General features: G+C 73.8%; 12 protein-coding genes. 3 read left to right on the forward strand and 9 right to left on the reverse strand.

What is annotated here, in order from left to right; genetic code table 11:
• Nucleotides 1–145: 145 nt before the first annotated feature.
• Nucleotides 146–2,149, forward strand: a complete 2,004-nt coding sequence (locus IE225_RS15075) for a glycosyltransferase family 2 protein (protein WP_190058013.1) — start codon at nucleotides 146–148, stop codon at nucleotides 2,147–2,149.
• Between the two features lie 6 nt (nucleotides 2,150–2,155).
• On the opposite strand, the gene IE225_RS15080 is transcribed toward IE225_RS15075, so the two are convergent.
• From IE225_RS15080 to IE225_RS15100, 5 genes are all read right to left on the reverse strand, one after another.
• Nucleotides 2,156–3,937, reverse strand: a complete 1,782-nt coding sequence (locus tag IE225_RS15080; RefSeq protein WP_190058014.1) for a serine/threonine-protein kinase — start codon at nucleotides 3,935–3,937, stop codon at nucleotides 2,156–2,158.
• A gap of 54 nt (nucleotides 3,938–3,991) precedes the next feature.
• Nucleotides 3,992–5,197 (reverse strand): serine/threonine-protein kinase, encoded by a 1,206-nt coding sequence (locus IE225_RS15085; RefSeq protein ID WP_190058015.1) that lies wholly within the window; start codon nucleotides 5,195–5,197, stop codon nucleotides 3,992–3,994.
• Nucleotides 5,198–5,321: 124 nt separating this feature from the next.
• A complete protein-coding gene (locus IE225_RS15090; RefSeq protein ID WP_190058112.1) occupies nucleotides 5,322–7,082 on the reverse strand; it encodes a serine/threonine-protein kinase in 1,761 nt (586 codons plus the stop codon).
• A gap of 153 nt (nucleotides 7,083–7,235) precedes the next feature.
• Complete coding sequence (locus tag IE225_RS15095) at nucleotides 7,236–9,923, reverse strand: serine/threonine kinase C-terminal domain-containing protein (protein WP_190058016.1); 2,688 nt, start codon at nucleotides 9,921–9,923, stop codon at nucleotides 7,236–7,238.
• 221 nt (nucleotides 9,924–10,144) lie between these two features.
• Nucleotides 10,145–12,190: a serine/threonine-protein kinase gene (locus IE225_RS15100; RefSeq protein ID WP_190058113.1), complete on the reverse strand. Its 2,046-nt coding sequence runs from the start codon at nucleotides 12,188–12,190 to the stop codon at nucleotides 10,145–10,147.
• Between the two features lie 167 nt (nucleotides 12,191–12,357).
• Here IE225_RS15100 and IE225_RS15105 point away from each other — a divergent pair, with 167 nt between their 5' ends.
• Complete coding sequence (locus IE225_RS15105) at nucleotides 12,358–13,722, forward strand: serine hydrolase domain-containing protein (protein WP_190058017.1); 1,365 nt, start codon at nucleotides 12,358–12,360, stop codon at nucleotides 13,720–13,722.
• A 279-nt stretch (nucleotides 13,723–14,001) separates the two neighbouring features.
• Here IE225_RS15105 and IE225_RS15110 read toward each other — a convergent pair whose 3' ends face one another.
• Entirely contained in the window at nucleotides 14,002–15,708 is a 1,707-nt protein-coding gene (locus IE225_RS15110) for a glycerol-3-phosphate dehydrogenase/oxidase (RefSeq protein WP_190058018.1), read from the reverse strand.
• Between the two features lie 358 nt (nucleotides 15,709–16,066).
• On the opposite strand from IE225_RS15110, the gene IE225_RS15115 reads away from it, so the two are divergent.
• Nucleotides 16,067–17,275, forward strand: a complete 1,209-nt coding sequence (locus IE225_RS15115) for a nucleotide sugar dehydrogenase (RefSeq protein WP_190058019.1) — start codon at nucleotides 16,067–16,069, stop codon at nucleotides 17,273–17,275.
• Nucleotides 17,276–17,936: 661 nt separating this feature from the next.
• Here IE225_RS15115 and IE225_RS15120 read toward each other — a convergent pair.
• From IE225_RS15120 to IE225_RS15130, 3 genes are all read right to left on the reverse strand, one after another.
• A complete protein-coding gene (locus tag IE225_RS15120) occupies nucleotides 17,937–19,061 on the reverse strand; it encodes a GuaB3 family IMP dehydrogenase-related protein (RefSeq protein WP_190058020.1) in 1,125 nt (374 codons plus the stop codon).
• 358 nt (nucleotides 19,062–19,419) lie between these two features.
• Entirely contained in the window at nucleotides 19,420–20,928 is a 1,509-nt protein-coding gene (gene guaB / locus IE225_RS15125) for an IMP dehydrogenase (protein WP_190058021.1), read from the reverse strand.
• 213 nt (nucleotides 20,929–21,141) lie between these two features.
• Nucleotides 21,142–21,729: a sigma-70 family RNA polymerase sigma factor gene (locus tag IE225_RS15130; protein ID WP_190058022.1), complete on the reverse strand. Its 588-nt coding sequence runs from the start codon at nucleotides 21,727–21,729 to the stop codon at nucleotides 21,142–21,144.
• Nucleotides 21,730–22,057: the final 328 nt, after the last annotated feature.

A 22,057-nucleotide genomic window follows, 5' to 3' on the forward strand; every position in this document is an offset into this window, starting at 1 on the left:
CGCACCCGGTTCATGGTATCTTCACACTCCTTACCGGCACCTTACCCACGGGCAAACAGCGCCTGACGGACGATGTCGATCCATCGGTGGAAAGTCCGGCAGAAGACGGGGCGCGCCCTGCATCAGTATCGGGAGAAAGGCAAAAATGGCCGACCCCACCGTTTCGGTAATCATCGCCGCATACAATGCGATGCCTTACGTAACCCGGTGCATCAATTCCGTGATCGAACAGAGCATCGGCCGGAACGCTCTGGAAGTCATCGTGGTCAACGATGGCTCAACGGACGGAACTGCGGAGGAAGTTGACCGCATCGCCTCGACGCATGCCGATTTGATCCGCGTCATTCACCAGAAGAACTCGGGTGGCCCGTCCGCACCCCGTAATGTCGGCCTCACCCATGCCCGGGGGAAGTTCGTGTTCTTCCTGGATGCCGACGACTACCTGGGTCCCGAGGCGCTGGAGCGCATGGTCGGGATGGCGGAGGAGAACGGCACCGACATCGTTCTCGGCAAGATGGTGGGTGTCGGGGGGCGCGGACTGCCCATGTCCATGTTCAAAAGCAATCAGCCGAAGACCGATGTCTTCCACTCACGCGTCTACTGGGCTCTCAATCCGCTGAAACTGTTCCGCCGGGATTTCCTGGAGCGGCATGGCCTCCGTTTCCCGACGGGGCTGCCCATCGGAGAGGACCAGCCGTTCACGGCCATGGCTTACCTGCGCGCCTCGGGAATCTCCGTGGTCGCGGATTACGACTGCCTGTTCTGCACACTCCGGGAGGACGGGGGCAACACCACCGTACGCACGAAGGGCGCCGAGCCCCGACTGCGGTTCCTCCCCCACATGATCGACCTGCTCCTGGAACACGTGCCGCCCGGTCCCGACCGCGATCACCTCGCGCACCGGCACCTGACCGTGGAGGTGCAGCAGCTCCTCGGTCATCTTGCACGCGAGCCCCGGCCCCAGCAGGAGAAGCACCTCGCCCGGCTGGCCGAGATCATCGATCCGCTGTGGCACGAGGGCATGAACGACCGGCTCTCCGCCATGGCGCGGCTGCGGCTGCATCTCGTACGGCACCGGATGCTGGACGAGGTTCTCGAACTCGTCGAGTTCGAGCGTGAATTGGCGCACAGCAAGGTCGCCACTCCGGTCCTTGTGGAGGGTGGTCGCGCCTACGCCCGCTACCCCTTCTTCCGCGACCCCGCCCGCGCCGTCCCCGACGCCTGCTACGACGTCACCGACCAGCTCGGTGTCCGCCACCACGTCCACCGCGCCGAACTGCGCGGCACCACCCTGCACCTGGCCGGCCACGCCTACCTCCACCGCGTCGAAACCCGCGACGTCACCACCCACCTCCTGCTGCGCGAACGCAACCGCGGCACCGAATACCGCCTCCCCGTCACCCACACCCCCACCCCCCACCTCGGCACCGACGAAGACCAGGGCCGCTACACCTACGACCACGCCGGCTTCGACGCCACCGTCGACCTCGCCACCGCCGCCAACGGCACCCCCCTGCCCGACGGCCTGTGGGACATCTCCCTCACCATCGGCACCCAGGGCATCACCCGCGAAGTCCGCATCGGCAGCAAACGCGCCGAACACCTCCCCAACACCCCCACCACCCACCTCCTCACCGGACTCGGCGACCAGCCACGAGCCGTCACCCTCTACACCACCAAGCCCCACGGCAACTACACCCTCGACATCGGCGAGAACAAACACCCCGTACGCCGCCACCTCACCCTCGACACCCCACGCTGGTCCGCCGGCGAGCCAAGCGAGTTGGTCGTCAAGGGGCGCTGCACCCTCGCCGCCTGGCCGCAGGACGCGCTCGTCGCCGTCCTCACCGCCGGCGACGGAACGGCCGACGAGGTCTTCCCGGCCGTGCCCGTCGCCCACACCGACGCCTTCACCGTGCACATCGACCTGCGTCGCCTTACAGCCGGGCTGTGGCGCGGCGAACTCCGCCTCGGCCCCTGGAGCATGCCCCTGCCACCCCTCCCCCAGGACGCCCCGCCCACCAAGTGGCGCCACCGCGGCCTGCGTTGGTACGCCAAGCCCGAAACCAACGGGAACGGCAAGCAGTTGGCGGTACGGGTCGGGCGGGTCCGGCTGGTCAGGGGCGCGGTGCGACGCCTCGCACGCTGAGCCGGGTCACAGCTTGTCGACGTCGAGGAGGGAGATCGCGGTGCGCGCCACTTCGCGGCCGCGGTCGGTGAAGTCGCCCTTGCCGGGGTAGCCGATGGTCAGTTTGTACATGTCGCCGCCGGCGGTGCGGTAGTAGAGGATCTGCACCTCCCGCGGGCGCGGGTTGTCGCTGTCGTCGGTGGTGTAGACGATGGTGTTCCGCGCGGCCTTGCGGCCGTGGAAGGTGGTCGTCCTGGGAGACGTGCGCGGGTGGGCCGGCATGTCGAGGTTGTAGTTTCCGGACTGCTTGTAGTCGCCGTCGTCGGCGTACATCTGGGCGGCCGCGGAGTCCTTGATCGTGCCGGTGGTGTCCTCGGCCTTCTTGTTCAGGGACAGGCTGATCCAGATGCCGCCGCTCCAATCGGTGTACGTCACCCAGTGGCCCTGGTCGTACTTGCGGTCGGGAACGGTCCGCTGGTAGTGCGCGGGCACCGCGAGCGTGGCCGCGACGTCCTTCTCGTGGTGCGTGGTCCAGCCGTCCGGCAGCGGGCCCGCGAACGGGTCCGCCAGCACCAGGTACACCGCCGCCGCCACCGCGACGACCGCCGCGCCGAGTGCCGTCCACGCCCGGCGGCCGAGCCGGAAGCGCCGGGGAGCGGGACCGCCGGGGAGCGGCAGACCCTGCGTGGGCACAGGAACGGGCGGGTGTGCGGCCGCCTCCAGCAGGCGGCGCACCTCGGCGGCGTCCGGGCGGTGCGCCGGGTCCTTGCGCAGCAGGCCGTTGATGGCCTCGTCCAGCGGCCCGGTCGCCGCGGCCGGGGGCGCGGGCGTGGCGTTGAGCACCGACTGCAGGGTGGCGGGGGTGTTGCTGCGGCGGAACGGCGACACGCCCTCCGTCGCCGCGTACAGCACCACGCCCAGGGACCACAGGTCGCTCGCCGGGCCGGGGCGCCGGCCCAGCACCCGCTCCGGGGCGATGTACTCGGGGGAGCCGACGAAGCCGCCGGTGTCGGTCAGATTCGTCTCGCCCTCGATCTGCGCGATGCCGAAGTCGGTGAGGACGACGCGGTCGTGCCGGCCCAGCAGCACGTTGTCCGGCTTCACGTCGCGGTGCAGGACGCCCGCCGCGTGCGCCGCCTCCAGCGCGCCCAGCACCTGCAGGCCGATCCGGGCCGCCTCGGGCGCGCCGAGCGTGCCCTCCTGCAGCACGTCGCCGAGGGAACGGCCGTGCACCAGCTCCATCACGATCCACGGCCGTCCGTCCACCACCGCGACGTCGTGCACGTTCACCACCGCCGGGTGGTCGAGCCGGGCCGCGGCGCGCGCCTCGCGGCGCATCCGCTCGAAGAGGTTGTCGCGTTCCCGGTCGGGGAGGTGGTCGGGGACGCGGGGTTCCTTGACGGCGACCTCGCGGTCCACCACCTCGTCCTTCGCCCGCCACACCGTGCCCATGCCGCCGTGGCCGAGGCGGGCGATCAGCCGGTAGCGGCCGGCGATGAGCCGCCCGGCCCCGGGGTCGGACACAGGGTCGGGCACAGGGGCGGGCACAGGGTCGGGCACGGTGGGGGACGCGGGCTGCGGCGGTACGGCGGACGCGCCGGGCGGGGACTGCTGCGGCACGGCGGACACGCCGGGTGCCGCAGGCGCCGCGGGTGCCGCGGGCGTCTCGGCTGCCGCAGGTGTCGCGTACGGATTTCCCGGGACGGGCGCCGCGGACGCGGGCGGGCGCTGCGGCTGTGCCTGGGGCGGTCGCAGCACGAAACTCGTGGGCTCTTCGGCTCCGTTGCGGGCTCCCCCGTTGTTGCTCATGGAGTCATCCATATCGCGCCGACCGCTCCCGGATCCACCGGGAACGGCAACCGGTCACCGACCCGTGACGCGGCCCTGCCCCACCGCCCCTTTCTCCACCGCCCCTTTCGCGGGCGGGTGCGACAGCGGGCGGAAGCTGGTCGGTGGCGCCGGGGTCGGCGTCGTCGCCGGCGCGCTCGCCGACGTCCGTACGCTCGGCCGCGGCGCCGGGGTCGTGGGGGTGCCGCCGCCCGCGCCGTCCCGGTGCACCAGCAGCGCCACCGCGGACACGCCGACTCCGGCCATCGCGGTGACCAGCAGCGCCGCCACCAGCACCGCCCGCGCGGAGGGCCGCAGCGGCAGCGCCGGTACGGGGGTGAGCCGGGCCGGTGTCCGTGCCGATGTCCGGGCCGGCGGCTGCGGCACCCGGCCGGTGTCGAGGAAGGCGCGCAGCAGTTCCTCGGCCTCCGCGGCGCCGAGCCGCCGTTCGGGGTCGCGCTCCAGCAGGCCCCGGACGACCGGCAGCAGCGGCCCGGTCTGTACGGGCGGCCTGATCTCGTCGGTGACCACGGCGTGCAGCACGCCGCCCAGCGAGTCCCGGTGGAACGGCGACCGGCCGCTCAGCGCCGTGCACAGCAGGGCGCCCAGGGACCACAGGTCGGAGGCGGGGCCGCCGCCCGCGCCGGACATCCGCTCGGGCGCGGTGTACTCGGGCGAGCCGACGAAGCCGCCGCGCTCGGTGAGCGTGGTCGCGCCCTCGACCCGGGCCACGCCGAAGTCGGTCAGGACGACCCGGCCGTCGTCGTCGAGCAGCACGTTGGACGGCTTCACGTCGCGGTGCAGCACACCGGCGGCGTGCGCGGTGCGCAGCGCGCCGAGCAGGGCGAGTCCGATGCGGGCGGCCTCGCGGACGTCGACGGGGCCGCGGTCGGCGACGCGGTCGGCGAGCGAGCCGCCCTCGACGAGTTCCATGACGAGGTACGGGCGGTCGCCGTCCTCCACGACGTCGTGCACGACGACGATGTGCGGGTGGCGTAATCGGGCGACCGCACGGGCCTCGCGCAGGGTGCGCTCCCGCTGCCGCCGCGCCTCACCGGCGGGAAGGGTGTCGTCCTGCAGCAGCTCCTTGACCGCGACCGGCCGCCCCAGCAGCAGGTCGGTCGCCCGCCACACCACGCCCATGCCGCCGCGTCCGAGGCGCGCCTCCAGCCGGTAGCGGCCCGCGACGAGGCGGGCGGCGCCGCCCGGAGCCGCCTCCGCGCTCTCCCCCTCGGTCCCCATGCGGCCATCATGCCCCACCGGACGCCTCCCCTCCGGGGCGGAGATCCGGCCAAGCCTGCGGTGTCCGGGGCGCGTCGGCGGTTGGGCCGCGTCGGCGGTTGGGCCGCGTCGGCGGTTACGGCGGTTACGGCGCCTTCGGCTGCCAGCTCTGCAGCACCGCCCGGAACTGCTTGCTGGTCGTCGCCCAGTCCCCGGCCGGGGAGGAGATGTAGAGGGCGTACTCGGTGCCGTCGCGCGCGATGTACGTCTCCTCCATGGCGCGGCGCGGTCCGGGGTAGGGCGTGTCCTTGCGCAGCGCGGTCCAGGTGTAGTCCCACAGCGAGCCGGCGCGGTCGCGGTAGACGTTCTTCTCCAGGGTGATCCGCCGGTAGTCGACCAGCCGGTGCAGCTGCTCCTCCAAGTCGAGCTGGTGCTGATGGGGGTCGGCGTAGTCGGGCGAGGTGTCGACGGCGATGCGCACGAAGTGCCGGCCGCCGTCGGGCGTGTAGTCGACCTGCTGGAGGTCGCCCTGGTCCCGGTAGGGCCGCCGCTTCCAGCCCGGGGGCAGGGAGAGGCCAAAACCCAGCGGGTCGGTGATGTGCTGCCAGGAGGCGGGCACCGCGCCCTGGCCACGGGGTGTGCTCTCGCCGCCCGCGGCGGCGGCCGTCCGGCTGGGGGTCGGGCCGGGCGAGGCCGCGGTCGTACCGCCGTTGTGCCCGGGCGCGGCCGTACCGCCGTTCGGGCCGCCCCACTGCTGCACGGCCAGGGCGGTGACGCCGCCGGCGAGAGCGGCCAGCACGACCGCGGCGGCGAGCGTGCGCCGCCGGCGCCGGGGCGGCGCGGCCGACCGGTGCGCGCCGACGGTGGCGGACCCGGTCGCCGGCCGCCGCGGCCCGACGGCGGTGGGGCCGGTCTCCGCGGGGTCCGGGAACGAGGCGGAGTCCGGGGCCGGGGCGGAGTCCGGGGCCGGGGCGGGATCCGGGGAGTAGTACGACGCCGGGGCCGGCGCCGGCCGCCCGGTGGCGTGCGTCCCCGTCCCGTCGTACCGGCCGTGGCTCCGGGTGGGGACGTAGGCCTGGGCCGCGTCGGGGCGCCGGCCCTCGGCGGCCTCCGCGAGCATGCGCTCGGCCTCGGCGGCGTCGGGGCGCTGGGCGGGGTCCTTGCGCAGCAGCGCGGTGATGACGGGCGCGAGCGGCCCGGCGTGGCGCGGCTCGGCCGCCTCCTCCTCCACGACGGCCTGCAGGGTGGCCAGCGGCGAGGTGCGGCGGAACGGCGAGAGGCCCTCCACCGCGGTGTACAGGGTGGCGCCGAGCGCCCACAGGTCGGAGGCGGGGCCCGGGTCGTGGCCGCGGACGCGCTCCGGCGCCAGGAAGTCGACGGAGCCGACGACCTCACCGGTGCGGGTGATGGTGGTGTCGCCGTCGATCTGCGCGATGCCGAAGTCGGTGAGCAGGACCCGGCCGTCGTGCGCGAGCAGGACGTTGCCGGGCTTGACGTCGCGGTGCAGCACGCCGGCCGTGTGCGCGGCGCGCAGGGCGCGCAGCACCCACAGGCCGATGCGGGCCGCCTCGGTGGGTTCCACGCGGCCGCGCTCCTTGACCGCGTCGGCCAGCGAACCGCCCTCGACCAGCTCCATCACGATCCACGGGCGGCCGTCGTGCTCCAGCACGTCGTGCACGGTGACCACGGCGGAGTGGTTGATGCGCGCGGCGGCCCGGGCCTCGGCCCGGGTGCGGGCGAGCAGCAGTTCCCGTTCGCTCTCGGACACGTAGAGCGCGGCGGTGAGTTCCTTGACGGCGACCGCCCGGTGCAGCAGTTCGTCGTGGGCTCGCCACACCCGCCCCATGCCGCCGCTGCCTATGGGGTCGACGAGCCGGTAGCGGCCCGCGACGACCAGGCCCTGCATCTGATTCACGTTGCCCCGCAATGTTCTTGACGGGGCCAGATTAAGGACTGGACCCATTCCTGGGAACCGGCGGGGTGCCTTGGAGACCGCACTGTGACGGTTGTCGCTTCCCGGGACGGAAGGCAACCGAAGCGCCTCGCGGTCCGTCCTCCGTCAGCCGGTGTACCGATAACTCGCCTGCGCCTGTTCGTACAGCCGCGTCACCTCGTCGCGCTGCGCCTCCGGACCGCGTACCTGTACGACGTGGTAGCGGCCGTCGAGCAGGAGCGCGAGGTTGCGCACGTACAGGTCGGCGCCGGCGGCGTCGGTCCAGGTGAACTGCCCCTCGGCCATGGTCCGTCCGCCCACCTCGATGGTGCGCAGCCCGCTGGAGGTGGCCCAGGTGGAGTCGCGGTAGCCCTGCAGCTCGGGCTCCTTCTCCCGCTGGTACGCCATGGGGTCGCTGCCGTACTCGCCCGCGCCGTCCCGGCCCGGCACCACGATCAGCTCGAAGTCGCCGTGCCGGTACACCACTTCGCCGCGGTCGTTCTTCCCCGAGCGGTGCCAGCCCTTGGCGACGGCGATCCGGAACCCCTCGGGGTCCTTGCGCAGGGTGAAGCCGTCGGCGACGCCGGGGCCGGTGGTCTGCGTCTCGGCGGCCCCGGTGGACGCGGCCGGCCGCGACGGGGCGTTTCCGCCCGGCGAGGTCCGGTCGGGGCGGGGGGCGTTGCCGGCGCTCGCGCCGGAGGACCCAGGGACGGCACTCGCCTGGCCGGCGGCTCCCGTCCGGTCCTTGGAACCGGCGTCCTTGCCGCCGGCCTTCGGCAGGAACAGCATCGCATACGCCACCGCCGCCACCAGCGCCAGCAGGATGAGCAGCAGCAGCGTACGGCCCAGACTGCGCGGCGAGCGGCCCTCCTTCGCCCGCTTGTGCCGGCCGTGGTGCGCGGGCAGCCCGGCGCGCCGGCGCCGCACCAGCTCCCCGCGGCGCCGGACGACGGGCAGGCGGGCGGCGTCGGCGGGTGGGGCGGGGACGACGTGGACGCCGGCGTCGGGCTCGGGCGCGGACCGCACCAGGGAACGCAGCCAGCCCGCCAGTTCCTCGAAGTCGATGCGCTCGGTGGGGTCCTGACGCAGCAGCGACTCCACGACCGGCCGCAGCGGCCCGCACTCCTCGGCGTACGCGGGCGGCTCCGCGCACACCATCTGCACCAGCTCGGCCGTCGACTCCTCCGGGTAGGGCGCGTGCCCCTGCACCGCCCGGAACAGCAGCGCGCCCAGCGCCCACAGGTCGGTGGCGGGGCCGACCGGCGCGGCCAACTGCCAGTTCTCGTGCACCGGACCGGCCTGCTCCGGCGCCCAGCGCTCGGTCACCGGTCCGACGACCGCCATCCGCGCCTGCCGCGCCCGCTCGGCGGCCAGCGCGGTGGTCGGGCCGTGTCCGGCGGGGACACCGGCGGGCGGCTGGTCCCAGCGGGTGACGGACGCGCCGGCGTCGTGGAGGGCGTGGGCGTCGGCGGAGGCGTGGGTGTCGGCGGAGGCGTAGGCGTCGGCGGGGCCAGTGGTGTCCTCGGGGCCGCCCGTGGGCAGGGCCGGGCGGTGCGGGCCGGCGGCGCCGGCCGCGCCGCGCGGGGTGGCGCCGTGCCAGGAACCGGCGTCGACGCCGTAGGGGTGGGCGATCCGATCCGGCGGCGGGGTGTCGGAGGCGTGCGGCGGGCGGTGCGGGCCGGCGGCGGGGCCGGGCTCGGCGGGCGGGCGGGCGGCGGGCAGCGCCGTACCGCCGTGGTGCAGGGCGTCCTGCGCCTGCTGCACCCGGGCGGCGGCCCGGGCGCCGGCCCGGTAGGCGGCGATGGCGCCGGCCCGCGCGGCGCGGATGTCCGTGCCGTCCTGCGTGGCGCGCTGCGCGAGGGCGCCGCGGGGCCCGGCCTGCGGCGGTACGGCGGGTCCGGGTGCCGCCAGACCGCGCGCCCGCGCCTGGATCGCGGCCCGCCGCGCCGTCTCGGGGTCGGCCCCGCCGACGTGCGAACCGGAGAGGGTGGGCCCGTGCGAGCCGAAGGGACCGGTCCCGTGCGGGCCGGAGGATGCGGGGCCCTGCGGGCCGGCCGGGGCGCGGCCCTGGGCGCCGGGGCGGTCGCCGCCCGCGCCGCCGTGCGGGCGGGCGTCCACGGGGCCGCGGTCACCGGCCGCCGGCGCGCCGAACTCCCCGGAATCCGCGTCCTGCGCGCCGTCGCGTTCCGCGTCCCGCTGCCGCGGCACCGGGTCGTACCCGCACAGCGCCTCCTCGGCGGCGCCGGCCGCGAGACCGGTCAGCACCACCCGGCCGTCGTCGCAGACGAGGACGGTACGGGCGGTGATGTTGCGGTGCACCCAGCCGTGGGCGTGCACGGCGCGCAGCGCCATGAGGAGGTCGGAAGCCACCTCGGCCGCCCGGTACGGCGGCAGCGGCTTCTCGGCCAGCAGCGCCGCCAGCGGACGCGCGGCCACCAGCTCGCTGACGATCCACAGGGAACCGCCCTCGGCGAACACGTCGAAGACCTGGTCCAGCCGCGGGTGGTCGGGAATCGCGGCGGCGGCCCGGGCGGCCTCCACGGCCCGGCGCACCACCGGGTCGGCGGGCCGCCGGGCGGCCGCCCCGGTCCCGGACCGGTGTGCGGCACCGTCACGTGCCGTGAAGCCCTCGGGCAGCCCGTCGGCGTCCAGCACCTCCGCCTCGACCACCTCCGGCAGCGGCACCTGCCGGATGAAGACCTCCTGCCCGCTGTAGGTGTCGAAGGCCCGTGTCTCGGTGAGTTCGTACTCGTCGGACGGCGGCAGCGGCAGGCGGTAGCGGTCGGCGAGCACCCGTCCCGCATAGTCGTCCACGTTGCCTCCCCCGGCCGTCCGGTCGGTCAAGTCCGTTCGCCCTGCGCCCCGTTCCGGATGCGTTCGGTTCGCAACCACTCACGATACGTGCCGGAGGCAACCCGCACGGAGGGGATGACAGATCTCACCCCAGATCTCATGCCCACGCGGCACCCGGTCCCATGCCCGGCCGCGGCCCGGACATGTGTCCGTGCGCCGTCGAAACCCGCGGGCCCGCCGTCTCAGACCTTCGGTTCGAAGCTCTTCGTCAGCGTCCGCCAGGTGCTCCTGCGCAGCTCGGTGTCCCAGTTCGCCGCCTTCGCCGTGTACATCAGCGCGTACCCGTGGTGGTCGTCGACGACGAAACCGCGGTCTATGGTCCGGTACTCGGTCCCTCCGTCGACGTAGGTGAACTCCCAGTCCGCCGCGTTCCACCCGCGGTAGCCCACCTTCTCTATGCGGATCCGGTGGTACTGGGGGCGCACCATGTACCGCTCCTGGTTCCGCCAGTCGGCGACCGGGTCGTCCTTGGGCGTGGACGTCCAGGCGACGAGCAGCTTCTGCCCCTCGGGCCCGGTGAACCGCGCCCCCGCCGCGTCGGTGCTCTTGTACGCCCACCCCGCGGGCAGCCCGAGGGAGAAGCCGTGCCCGCTGCGGTAGGTGGAGACGACACCGCCGTCCTTGCCGCCGGAGCCGGTCTCCTTGCCGGCGGACGCCCCCGTGCCGGACGCGCCGGCCTCCGGGCCGGCGGTGGTGTCCGCCGCCGGCTCGGCGGAGGCGGCGTCCGGGTTGGCGGCGGCGCCCGTGCCGGCAGCGGCGGCGGTGGGGTCGTCGTCCCGCCGGGTGTCGGCGCCGGCCGTGACGGCGGCCCGCGACGCGCCGCCACCGGCGCCCTTGTTGTCCTTGCCGTCGTCGCCGCCGAGCGTGAGGACCAGCACGGTGCCGAGCACGGCGAGAACGGCGACCACCGCCACGATCACCAGCGTGCGCCGCGGTACGACGTCGGTGAGCGACGCCCGGGGCACCGGACGCTGCGGCAGGTCCGCCGGCGGCGGCACCACCGGCCAGCCCGAACTCGTCTGCCCCGGCCGGCCGTTCGGCCCGGCCGCGCCCTGCCGGCCGGGCACGGTGCCGGCGGCGGTGCCGCGCGTCCCGTTCGCCTCGGCCGGGGAGCCGGCCGCCGCGCTGCCGCCGGCCGCGGAGCGGGTGCGGGCGGCGGTGGCGGCCCCCGCGGCCACGGCGGCCTTGCGCACGGAGCGCAGCGCCCCGCGCAGCCGGTCGGCCGCCTCCTCGCCCCGCCTGGTCCCGGCGGAACCCGCCGACGCGTCCTTGGCGGAACGCCGGTCCGGCTGCGCCGGCAGCGGTACGACCTTCGTGGCGTCCGCCGGTTCCGCGGCGGCGCGCGTCGCCTCCGCGGGCGCGTTGACGACCGCGGTGAGCAGGGCCCGGGCACCGGCGTCGTCGAGCCGCTTGGCCGGGTCCTTGGTGAGCAGGCCGTAGATGACGTCCCGCAGCGGACCGGCGTTCTTCGGCTCCTCCAGCGGCTCGGTCATCACCGCGGTGAGCGTGGCGATGGCCGAGCCCTTGTCGTACGGCGGCGTGCCCTCCACCGCCGCGTACAGCAGCCCGCCCAGCGACCACAGGTCGGCCGCCGGTCCCGGCTTGTGCCCGCGGGCCCGCTCCGGTGCGATGTAGGAGGGGGCGCCGACGAGCATGCCGGTGGAGGTGATGGACGGGTCGCCCTCGACCTGCGCGATGCCGAAGTCGGTGAGCACGACCCGGCCGTCCTCGGCGATCAGCACGTTGGACGGCTTCACGTCGCGGTGCAGGATGCCCGCCCGGTGCGCCGACCGGAGCACGTCGAGGATGGCGAGCCCGACCTCCGCGGCGCGCTTCGGCTCCAGCGTGCCGTCCTCACGGATGACCTCCGCGAGCGACTTGCCCTCGATCAGCTCCATCACGATCCAGGGCCGGTCGTCCTCGTCGACCACGTCGAAGACCGTCACCGCGCCGGTGTTGCGGATCCGCGCGATCGCCTTGGCCTCGCGCAGCGTGCGCGTGATCAGACGGCGCTTCTCGTCCTCGTCGATGTTCGACGGGAACCGCAGCTCCTTGACGGCGACCGTCCGGCCCAGGGTTTCGTCCTCGGCGCGCCACACGGTGCCCATGCCGCCGCGGCCGAGCACCTCTCCCAACCGGTACCGTCCGGCGAGGAGACGTTCGCGACGCTCGCCCTGCTCCTGACGAGTGTCCTGACGAGATGTCCCCGCCCGCTCCGCCTCCGACATGCGTCCCCTCATACAACCCGCCCTGACAGAGGCTCCATTGTCTCTCACCCGACAAGTGCTCGACGCCCAGGGGGCCTCTGCAGGGCCCTGGCCCGCCACGGCCGGGCCCCGGGTGAGGCGACCATTCCGCTTACCGGGATGATGGGCGCCGACGAGGGAGGACCGCGATGCCGCCGTTTCGGACCCGCCTGGTCGTGCCGGTGTCCCTGGCGTTGCTCGGCCTGCTGGCGGCCGGGCACCTGGCCGGGACGGCGCCCGTTCCGTCGGCGGCCGGCGCGCCCGCCGGGGCGTCACGGGCCCGCACGGCGCCCGTCGCGAGCGCACCGGGGCTGCCCCCCGCCGCGCACCGGCCCGGGGTGGCCGGCCCGGCCGGTTTGGCACCACCGGCCGCGAGCGGCCTGCCCGCGCACCGGCCCCCGCACGACCCGGTCCCGGCTCCGACGGCCGGGAAGCGGCCGGCCACGGCCGCGACACCACCGCCACCGCCACCGGGCCCGGTCGCCTCCCCGCCGCCCGCGGTCCGGGGCGGCCCGGGCGCGCTGCTGCGCCTGCTGGTCACCCGCGACGGCGCCCCCGCCGCGGCCCTGCTGACCCGCGACGGCACCACGGTCCGCTACGCCGACGCCGGCAGGGGCATCGCCCGCGCCGACCACTTCCGCGCCGGCAGCGTCACGAAGACCTTCCTCGCGACGGTGGTCCTCCAACTGGCCGCGGAACACCGGCTGTCCCTGTCCGACACCGTGGAGCAGCACCTGCCCGGCCTGGTGCGCTCGGCCCACGCCGACGGGCGGGACATCACCCTGCGCGCCCTGCTCACCCACACCAGCGGGCTGGCCGACTTCACCGAGCTCACCGGAGGCCGCGTCGCCCTGACGCCCCAGCAGGCCGTACGGCTCGCCCTGCGCCTCCCTTCCGGCCGTCCCGGCCGCTACGCGTACTCCAACACCGACTACGTCCTGCTCGGCATGGTGGTCCGTCAGGTCACCGGCCACTCCTATGCCGCCGAGGTCCGGCGCCGCGTCATCACCCCCCTTCGTCTGACGGGCACGTCCTTCCCGGGCACCCGCCGCTCGCTGCCCCCGCCGCACGGCCGCGGCTACGCGGCCGACGGCTCCGACGTCACCGATCTCGACCCGCGCGTGGCCGGCGCGGCGGGTGAGATGGTGACCACGCTCACCGACCTGGACCGCTTCTACGCGGCCCTGCTCGGCGGACGGCTGCTGCCCCCGCGCCGGCTGCGCGAGATGCTCGACACCCGAGCCGCACACGGCGCGTACGGCATGGGCCTGTTCCCCGAAAAACTGCCCTGCGGAATCACGGTGTGGGGACACAACGGCCGGATCGCGGGCAGCTACGTGCGCACCGCAGCCACCGTGGACGGCCGGCGTGTCCTCACCTTCCGCGTGAACACGGACGGGGTGTCGGACCCGGTCCTCGAACGGGACCTTCTCTCGGCCGGGTTCTGCCCCCGCAGTTGGTCCAACGGACGGGCTCCGGCCGGAGATCCCGGACCGCGTCACTCGTTCGAGTGAAGTCCGGACAGTCCGGCAGCGGGTCGGCGGCGGGTCGAAGGTGGGCCGGACACGGACCGCGGGCCGGAAGCGGGCCGGACACGGACCGGCGACGGAACCGATGCGGGCCGAAGATGGACCGGACACGGACCGGCGGCAGGTCGAAGGCGGGTCGGCGGCAGGTCGAAGGCGGGTCGGCGGCAGGTCGAAGGCGGACCGGCGGCAGGCCCGATGCGGACCGGAGGTGGGGCGGCGGCAGGCCCGATGCGGACCGGAGCCGGCCGCGTCCCCGCCCGCGTCTCACAACGGCACGATGTCCGGCGCCCCCAGCCGTGCCGCGTCCGCCGTCAGGTCGTCCGGCTGGCGCTGGGACTCGCGCTCGGCCTCCACGCGCTTCTCGTAGTGCTGGATCTCGCGCTCGACCTGGTCCTTGTCCCAGCCGAGCACGGGCGCCATCAACTCGGCGGCTTCGCGGGCGCTCAGCGTGCCCCGGTCGAAGGTCTCGATGGAGATCCGGGTGCGGCGGGTGAGGACGTCGTCCAGGTGCCGCGCGCCCTCGTGCGAGGCGGCGTAGACGATTTCGGCGCGCAGGTAGTCGTCGGCGGCCTGCAGCGGCCGGCCCAGGGACGGGTTCTCGGCGATGAGGTTCAGCACCTCGTCGGCCAGGGAGCCGTACCGGTTCAGCAGGTGTTCGACGCGCACCACGTGCAGGCCCGTCTCGGCGGCGATGCGCGCCCGCGCGTTCCACAGGGCCCGGTAGCCCTCGGCGCCGAGCAGCGGGACGTCCTCCGTGACACACTCGGCGACGCGCTGGTCCAGGCCGTGCACGGCCTCGTCGACCGCGTCCTTGGCCATGACCCGGTACGTGGTGTACTTGCCGCCCGCCACGACCACGAGGCCGGGCACGGGGTGGGCGACGGTGTGCTCGCGCGACAGTTTGCTGGTGGCGTCGGACTCGCCGGCGAGCAGCGGCCGCAGGCCGGCGTAGACGCCCTCGACGTCGTCGCGGGTGAGGGGGACGGCGAGCACCGAGTTGACGTGCTCCAGCAGGTAGTCGATGTCCGCGCTGGACGCGGCCGGGTGGGCCTTGTCGAGGTCCCAGTCGGTGTCGGTGGTGCCGATGATCCAGTGCCGGCCCCAGGGGATGACGAAGAGCACCGACTTCTCGGTGCGCAGGATCAGGCCCGTCGAGGAGTTGACGCGGTCCCTGGGCACGACCAGGTGTATGCCCTTGGAGGCGCGCACGTGGAACCGGCCGCGCTCCCCCACCATGGCCTGCGTGTCGTCGGTCCACACGCCGGTGGCGTTGACGATCTGTTTGGCGCGGATCTCGTACTCGCCGCGCCCCTCGACGTCCTGCACCCGGGCGCCGACCACGCGCTCGCCCTCGCGCAGGAAACCGGTCACCCGCGCGCGGTTGGCGACCTTGGCGCCGTAGGCGGCCGCGGTGCGCACCAGGGTGGCGACGAAGCGGGCGTCGTCCACCTGTGCGTCGTAGTACTGCAGGGCGCCGACGAGGGCGTCCTTCCTCAGGCAGGGGGCGACGCGCAGGGCGTGACGGCGTGTCAGGTGGCGGTGGGCGGGCAGGCCCCGGCCGTGGCCGCGGGCCAGGGACATCACGTCGTAGAGCGCGACACCCGAACCGGCGTAGAACCGTTCCCAGGCGCGGTGCTGGAGTGGGTACAGGAACGGCACCGGTCTCACCAGGTGCGGGGCGATCCGCTCCAGGAGCAGGCCGCGCTCCTTCAGCGCCTCGCGGACGAGGGCGAAGTCCAGCATCTCCAGGTAGCGCAGTCCGCCGTGGATCAGCTTGCTGGACCTGCTGGAGGTGCCCGAGGCCCAGTCGCGGGCCTCGACCAGGCCGGTGGACAGGCCGCGCGTCACGGCGTCCAGCGCGGTGCCGGCGCCGACCACGCCGCCGCCGACGACCAGCACGTCCAGCTCACGCTCGGCCATTCCCGCGAGTGCCTCGGCGCGCTGCGCCGGCCCGAGTGTCGCTGTCCTCACCGCTGCCTCCCGCTGTCCGTCGCGTCGGCCGCATCCCGTCGGGCGTGGCCTGGTGCCGCACCTGTCGGGCGTGGCCCGGTGCCGCACCCGTCGCGCGTAGCCCGGTGCCGCACCCGTCGGGCGTAGCCCGGCCCCCCCCCCGTATCCCACTGCGTATCCCCCCTGCCCAAATTCTGACCGGCTTGCCCGACTTCAGCCACCAGTGGCCCCCAGCCTGTGGACATCACCCGGGAAACGCGAACGACCAATCCCACATATCGGTCATATTTACTCCTAGTCTGACATTGCGCTCGCGCGTTCTGTCCACAGCGGTTGCGCACCTGCCCCGCTTCGGCTACTGGGAAGGACGGCCCACGCCATGCCCGCAGATCTCGCCGTCATCGGACTCGGACCGCTCGGCCTGCCCCTGGCCCAGGCCGCCGTCGCCGCAGGCATTCCCACCCTCGGCTACGGGACCGGTCCCGAGTCCGGCTTCCTCAGCCCCGCGGAACTGCGCCGGATGCTCTCGGGGGGCTTCCGGCCGACCACCAGCCCGGACGGTCTCGGCCGGGTGCGCACCGCGGTCATCTGCGCGCCCACCCCGCGCGGCGCGGACGGCGGCCTCGACCTGAGCGGGGTGGAGGCCGCCGCCCGCACCCTGGCCGAACGGCTGCGCCCGCACACCACGGTGATCCTGGAATCGCCCGTGCACCCGGGCACCACCGAGGAATTCCTGTGCCCGCTTCTCGAGGAGGGCTCCGGGCTGCGGGCCGGCCGCGACTTCCACCTCGCCTACTCCCCCAGCCGCGTCGACCCCGGCAACCGCGTCTTCACCCCCGCCGGCACCCCCAAGGTGATCGGCGGCCTGACACCGGCCTGCACGGAGTCGGCCGCCGCCTTCTACGGACGGCTCACCGACAAGGTGGTCCGCGCGCGCGGACTGCGCGAGGCGGAGACCGTGCACCTGCTGGAGACCAACTACCGGCACGTGAACATCGCCCTGGTCAACGAGATGGCCGTCCTGTGCCACGATCTCGGCGTCGACCTGTGGGACGTGATCCGCTGCGCGGAGACCAAGCCGTTCGGCTTCCAGGCCTTCCGCCCCGGCCCCGGCGTCGGCGGCCACGCCGTCCCGCAGGACCTCACCGGCCACGCGGGCCGCGGGCTGCGCATGGTGGAACTGGCCCAGCAGGTCAACAGCGGCATGCCGCGCTACGTCGTGCAGCGCGCCGCCGCCCTCCTCAACGAGTACGGCAAGTCCGCCCGCGGCGCGCGCGTGCTGCTGCTCGGCGTCACCTACAAACCCGACTTCGCCGACCTGCAGGGCACCCCCGCACACGAGATCGCCGTCCGCCTGCTGGAGCTGGGCGCCGCCGTCAGCTACCACGACCCGCTGGTGCCGTCCTGGGCCGTCCTGGACCGGCCCGTGCCGCGCGTCGACTCCCTCTACGAGGCCGCCGCCGAGGCCGACCTCACGATCCTGCTGCAGCAGCACCGTACCTACGACCTGCAGGGCCTGTCGGTGAAGGCGCAGCTGCTGCTGGACACGCGGGGGGCCACACCGACGGGGGCGGCGCACCGGTTGTGAAGGGGGCGCGCGGGGGTGCGGAGACCAGGGACTGGTGGCGTAGGTGGGGTGGGCGCCGGTAGCTTGGTGGGCAGGTGGAGCCCCCGCAGGGGCTATGTTGCGGAGGGCTCCTGATCGATGACGGGTGTCCACCCCTACCCCTTATAGGGGTGGCCGCTCATCGACCGTAAATCCGCAAGATCCACCTCCTCCGGCACTTCACCAGCCGAAGCCGGATCCGATCCCAGCGAGTGGGCTTGCGGTGACGGCCCATGGGCGCCCCCTTCCGCGATGCCGCCCAGTAGCCCGGTGGACGGACCGTTGGAGTTCGGGCCGGGCCCCGAGGGCCGGGGCCCGGACCGTGTCCTGGGAAGGGGGCGCCCCAGGGGGCTGGGCCGCCGATCACGGACACTACCGCCGCACAACGCCCGTTCGGCCCCCGTTCGCCTTGAACGCAACCATGCGCCCCCTCCCCGCAACGCGCCCCCACGCAGGCGTCCCGGGCATGCGTCCCGGGCATGCGTCCCGGGCAAGCGCAAGGGCCGGTCACCCGTCCGAGGTGACCGGCCCTTGTACCGTGTGCCGTCGTGGGACTACCGCCGGTATCGGGACTACCGCCGGCCTGGGGCTACCGCCGGCGCTGGGACTACCGCCGGCGCTGGGACTACCGCCGGCGCTGGGACTACCGCCGGTGCTGGGAGTCCGCGACCGTGACCTCCACCCGCTGGAACTCCTTCAGCTCGCTGTAGCCGGTGGTGGCCATCGCCCGCCGCAGGGCGCCGAAGAAGTTCATGGAGCCGTCGGGGCTGTGGGACGGGCCGACGAGGATCTCCTCCAGCGTGCCGACCGTGCCGAGGGCGACCTTCATGCCGCGGGGCAGTTCCTCGTTGACGGCCTCCATGCCCCAGTGGTGGCCCCGGCCGGGCGCGTCCGTGGCGCGGGCCAGCGGGGAGCCCATCATGACCGCGTCGGCGCCGCAGGCGATGGCCTTGGGCAGGTCGCCGGACCAGCCGACGCCGCCGTCGGCGATCACGTGCACGTAGCGGCCGCCGGACTCGTCCATGTAGTCGCGGCGGGCGGCGGCCACGTCCGCGACCGCGGTCGCCATGGGGACCTGGATGCCCAGCACGTTGCGCGTGGTGTGCGCGGCGCCGCCGCCGAAGCCGACGAGCACGCCGGCCGCGCCGGTGCGCATCAGGTGCAGGGCGGCGGTGTAGGTGGCGCAGCCGCCGACGATGACGGGGACGTCGAGCTCGTAGATGAACTGCTTCAGGTTCAGCGGCTCGTGCGAGTGCGAGACGTGCTCGGCGGACACGGTCGTGCCGCGGATGACGAAGATGTCCACGCCCGCGTCCACGACGGCCTTGGAGAACTGGGCCGTGCGCTGCGGGGAGAGCGCGGCGGCCGTGACCACGCCGGAGTCGCGCACCTCCTTGATGCGCTGCCCGATCAGCTCCTCCTTGATGGGGGCGCGGTAGATCTCCTGCAGGCGCCGGGTGGCGTTCTCGGCGGGCAGCTCGGCGATCTCGTCGAGCAGCGGCTGCGGGTCCTCGTACCGCGTCCACAGACCCTCGAGGTTCAGCACGCCGAGGCCGCCGAGTTCGCCGATGCGGATGGCGGTGGCCGGGGAGACGACCGAGTCCATGGGGGCGGCCAGGAAGGGCAGCTCGAACCGGTAGGCGTCGATCTGCCAGGCGATCGAGACCTCCTTCGGGTCCCGCGTACGACGGCTCGGGACGACGGCGATGTCGTCGAACGCGTACGCCCGGCGGCCGCGCTTGCCGCGCCCGATCTCGATCTCTGTCACGTCTGTGGCCTTTCCGTCTGCGTTACAGCGTCTCCCAGTATCGCCGACGGGCGCCTTCCGGTGCCGCCGGCGGGCGCCTCCCGATGTCGCCAGTGGGCACTTCCCGATGCCGTCGCCGGGCGTCTTCCGGTGTCGCGGCGGGCGTCTCCCGGTGTAGCGGCGGGCGCCTCCCGGTGTGCACCGGCGGATACGTCGGCGGCGGCCCCGGAGTGTCCCGGNNATCTGCCCCGGAGTGTCCCGGGGCCGCCGCCGACGAGTGCTGCGTGTGGTCAGTGTGATCCGTGTGATCTATGTGATCCGTGTGATCTATGTGATCCGTGTGGTCCGTGTGGTCCGTGCGCGCGTACGTGCGTGCGCGTCACTTCCGGCCGCTGTAGTTCGGCGCCTCGACCGTCATCTGGATGTCGTGCGGGTGGCTCTCCTTCAGGCCCGCCGAGGTGATCCGCACGAACCGGCCCTTGGCCTTCAGCTCGGGGATCGTCTTGCCGCCGACGTAGAACATCGACTGGCGCAGGCCGCCGACGAGCTGGTGGACGACGGAGGACAGCGGGCCGCGGTAGGGCACCTGGCCCTCGACGCCCTCGGGGATGAGCTGCTCGTCGGAGGCGACGCCCTCCTGGAAGTAGCGGTCCTTGGAGAACGACTTGCGGTCGCCGCGCGACTGCATGGCGCCGAGCGAGCCCATGCCGCGGTAGGACTTGAACTGCTTGCCGTTGATGAACAGCAGCTCGCCCGGGGACTCCTCGCAGCCGGCGAGCAGCGAGCCCAGCATCACCGTGTCGGCGCCCGCGACGAGGGCCTTGGCGATGTCGCCGGAGTACTGCAGGCCGCCGTCGCCGATGACCGGGATGCCGGCCTCCTTGGCGGCCAGCGAGGCCTCGTAGATCGCCGTGACCTGCGGCACGCCGACGCCGGCGACGACGCGCGTGGTGCAGATGGAGCCGGGGCCGACGCCGACCTTGATGCCGTCGGCACCCGCGTCGACGAGGGCCTGGGCGCCCTCGCGGGTGGCGACGTTGCCGCCGATCACGTCGACGCGCGAGGAGTTCGACTTGATCTTGGCGACCATGTCGGCGACCAGGCGGGAGTGGCCGTGCGCGGTGTCGACGACGATGAAGTCGACGCCGGCCTCGATGAGGGCCTGGGCGCGCTCGAAGGCGTCGCCGGCGACGCCCACCGCGGCACCGACGATGAGGCGGCCCTCGGAGTCCTTGGCGGCGTTCGGGTACTTCTCCGCCTTGACGAAGTCCTTGACGGTGATCAGGCCCTTGAGGACGCCCTCGTCGTCGACGAGCGGCAGCTTCTCGATCTTGTGGCGGCGCAGCAGCTCCACGGCCTCGGTGCCGGAGATGCCGACCTTGCCGGTGACCAGCGGCATCGGCGTCATGACCTCGCGCACCCGGCGGGTGCGGTCGGTCTCGAAGGCCATGTCACGGTTGGTGACGATGCCGAGCAGCTTGCCGGCGGGGTCGGTGACGGGCACGCCGCTGATGCGGAACTTGCCGCACAGCGCGTCCGCCTCGGCGAGCGTGGCGTCGGGGTGGATCGTGATGGGGTCGGTGACCATGCCGGACTCGGACCGCTTCACCAGGTCGACCTGGTTGGCCTGGTCCTCGATGGACAGGTTGCGGTGCAGCACGCCCACGCCGCCCTGGCGGGCCATCGCGATCGCCATGCGGGACTCGGTCACCTTGTCCATGGCGGCCGACAGCAGCGGGATGTTGACCCGCACGTTCCGGGAGACGTACGAGGCGGTGTCGATCTCGTCGGGTGCCATGTCCGACGGGCCCGGCAGCAGCAGCACGTCGTCGTAGGTCAGCCCGAGTGCCGCGAATTTCTCGGGCAGTCCGTCGACGTTGGCAGTCATGACACCTTCCCCACATGGCCTTGATCGGTGCAGATGTCCATGCTAACGGCAAGCATGGCTCTCTCATTCCACGGTTCCGAGTGACCTTCGGCTTCGTATGTTCGTACGGAACCGGGTGATCGCCTGTTCATTTGAAGGCCGGATTCCCGCGGCGACCGGGGCCGCCCCCTGCCTCCCCCTCCTGGTCTCCCTGGCCTCTCCCCTCCTGCTCGCCTACTGCTCGGCCAGGGCCCGCAACCTGCTCAGTGCCCGGTGCTGGGCCACCCGGACGGCGCCCGGCGACATCCCGAGCATCTGGCCCGTCTCCTCGGCGGTGAGACCCACCGCGATCCGCAGCAGCAGCAGCTCGCGCTGGTGCTCCGGAAGGCTGGCCAGGAGTTTCTTGGCCCACTCCGCGTCGCTGCTGAGCAGCGCCCGCTCCTCCGGGCCGAGGGAGTCGTCGGGGCGCTCGGGCATCTCGTCGGACGGGACCGCGGTGGAGCCGGGGTGGCGCATCGCGGCCCGCTGCAGGTCGGCGACCTTGTGGGCGGCGATGGCGGAGACGAACGCCTCGAAGGGGCGGCCGGTGTCCTTGTAGCGCGGCAGGGCGAGCAGGACGGCGACGCAGACCTCCTGGGCGAGGTCCTCGACGAAGTGGCGGGCGTCGCCCGGGAGCCGGGACAGGCGGGTGCGGCAGTAGCGCAGCGCCAGGGGGTGGACGCGGGCGAGGAGGTCGTGGGTCGCCTGTTCGTCGCCGTTGACGGCGCGGTGGACGAGTGCGCCGATCGTCTCCTGGTGAAGAGCCCCCTCGTCTTCGCGCATCGGTCCATGGTGCCCCGGCGGCGTCCTGTCGGTGACACCGTGCTCGCCGTTGTGCACCGAAGCGTTATGAGCAGGCGCGCCGGCTGTCATCCCTTGCGCCCTCCTCTTCCGCTCGACCGACTCGTCCCCGGAGAACTCCACACCCTCAAGGATGCGGCATCCGCCGCGAAACGAGCAGCGGGCACCCGGCGGGCCGCCCCGTCCCCGGGGCCCGGCACGCGCCGGCCTCGCACGGACGGCGTACCGGAGCACGGGTTCACGGCGACGGCTGTGGCTACGGCCACGACTGCGGCTACGGCTACGGCTACGGCGCGGGTGTCTCGCGCGG

The organism is Streptomyces echinoruber (genome assembly GCF_014651135.1).
Taxonomy (GTDB): Bacteria; Actinomycetota; Actinomycetes; order Streptomycetales; family Streptomycetaceae; genus Streptomyces; species Streptomyces echinoruber.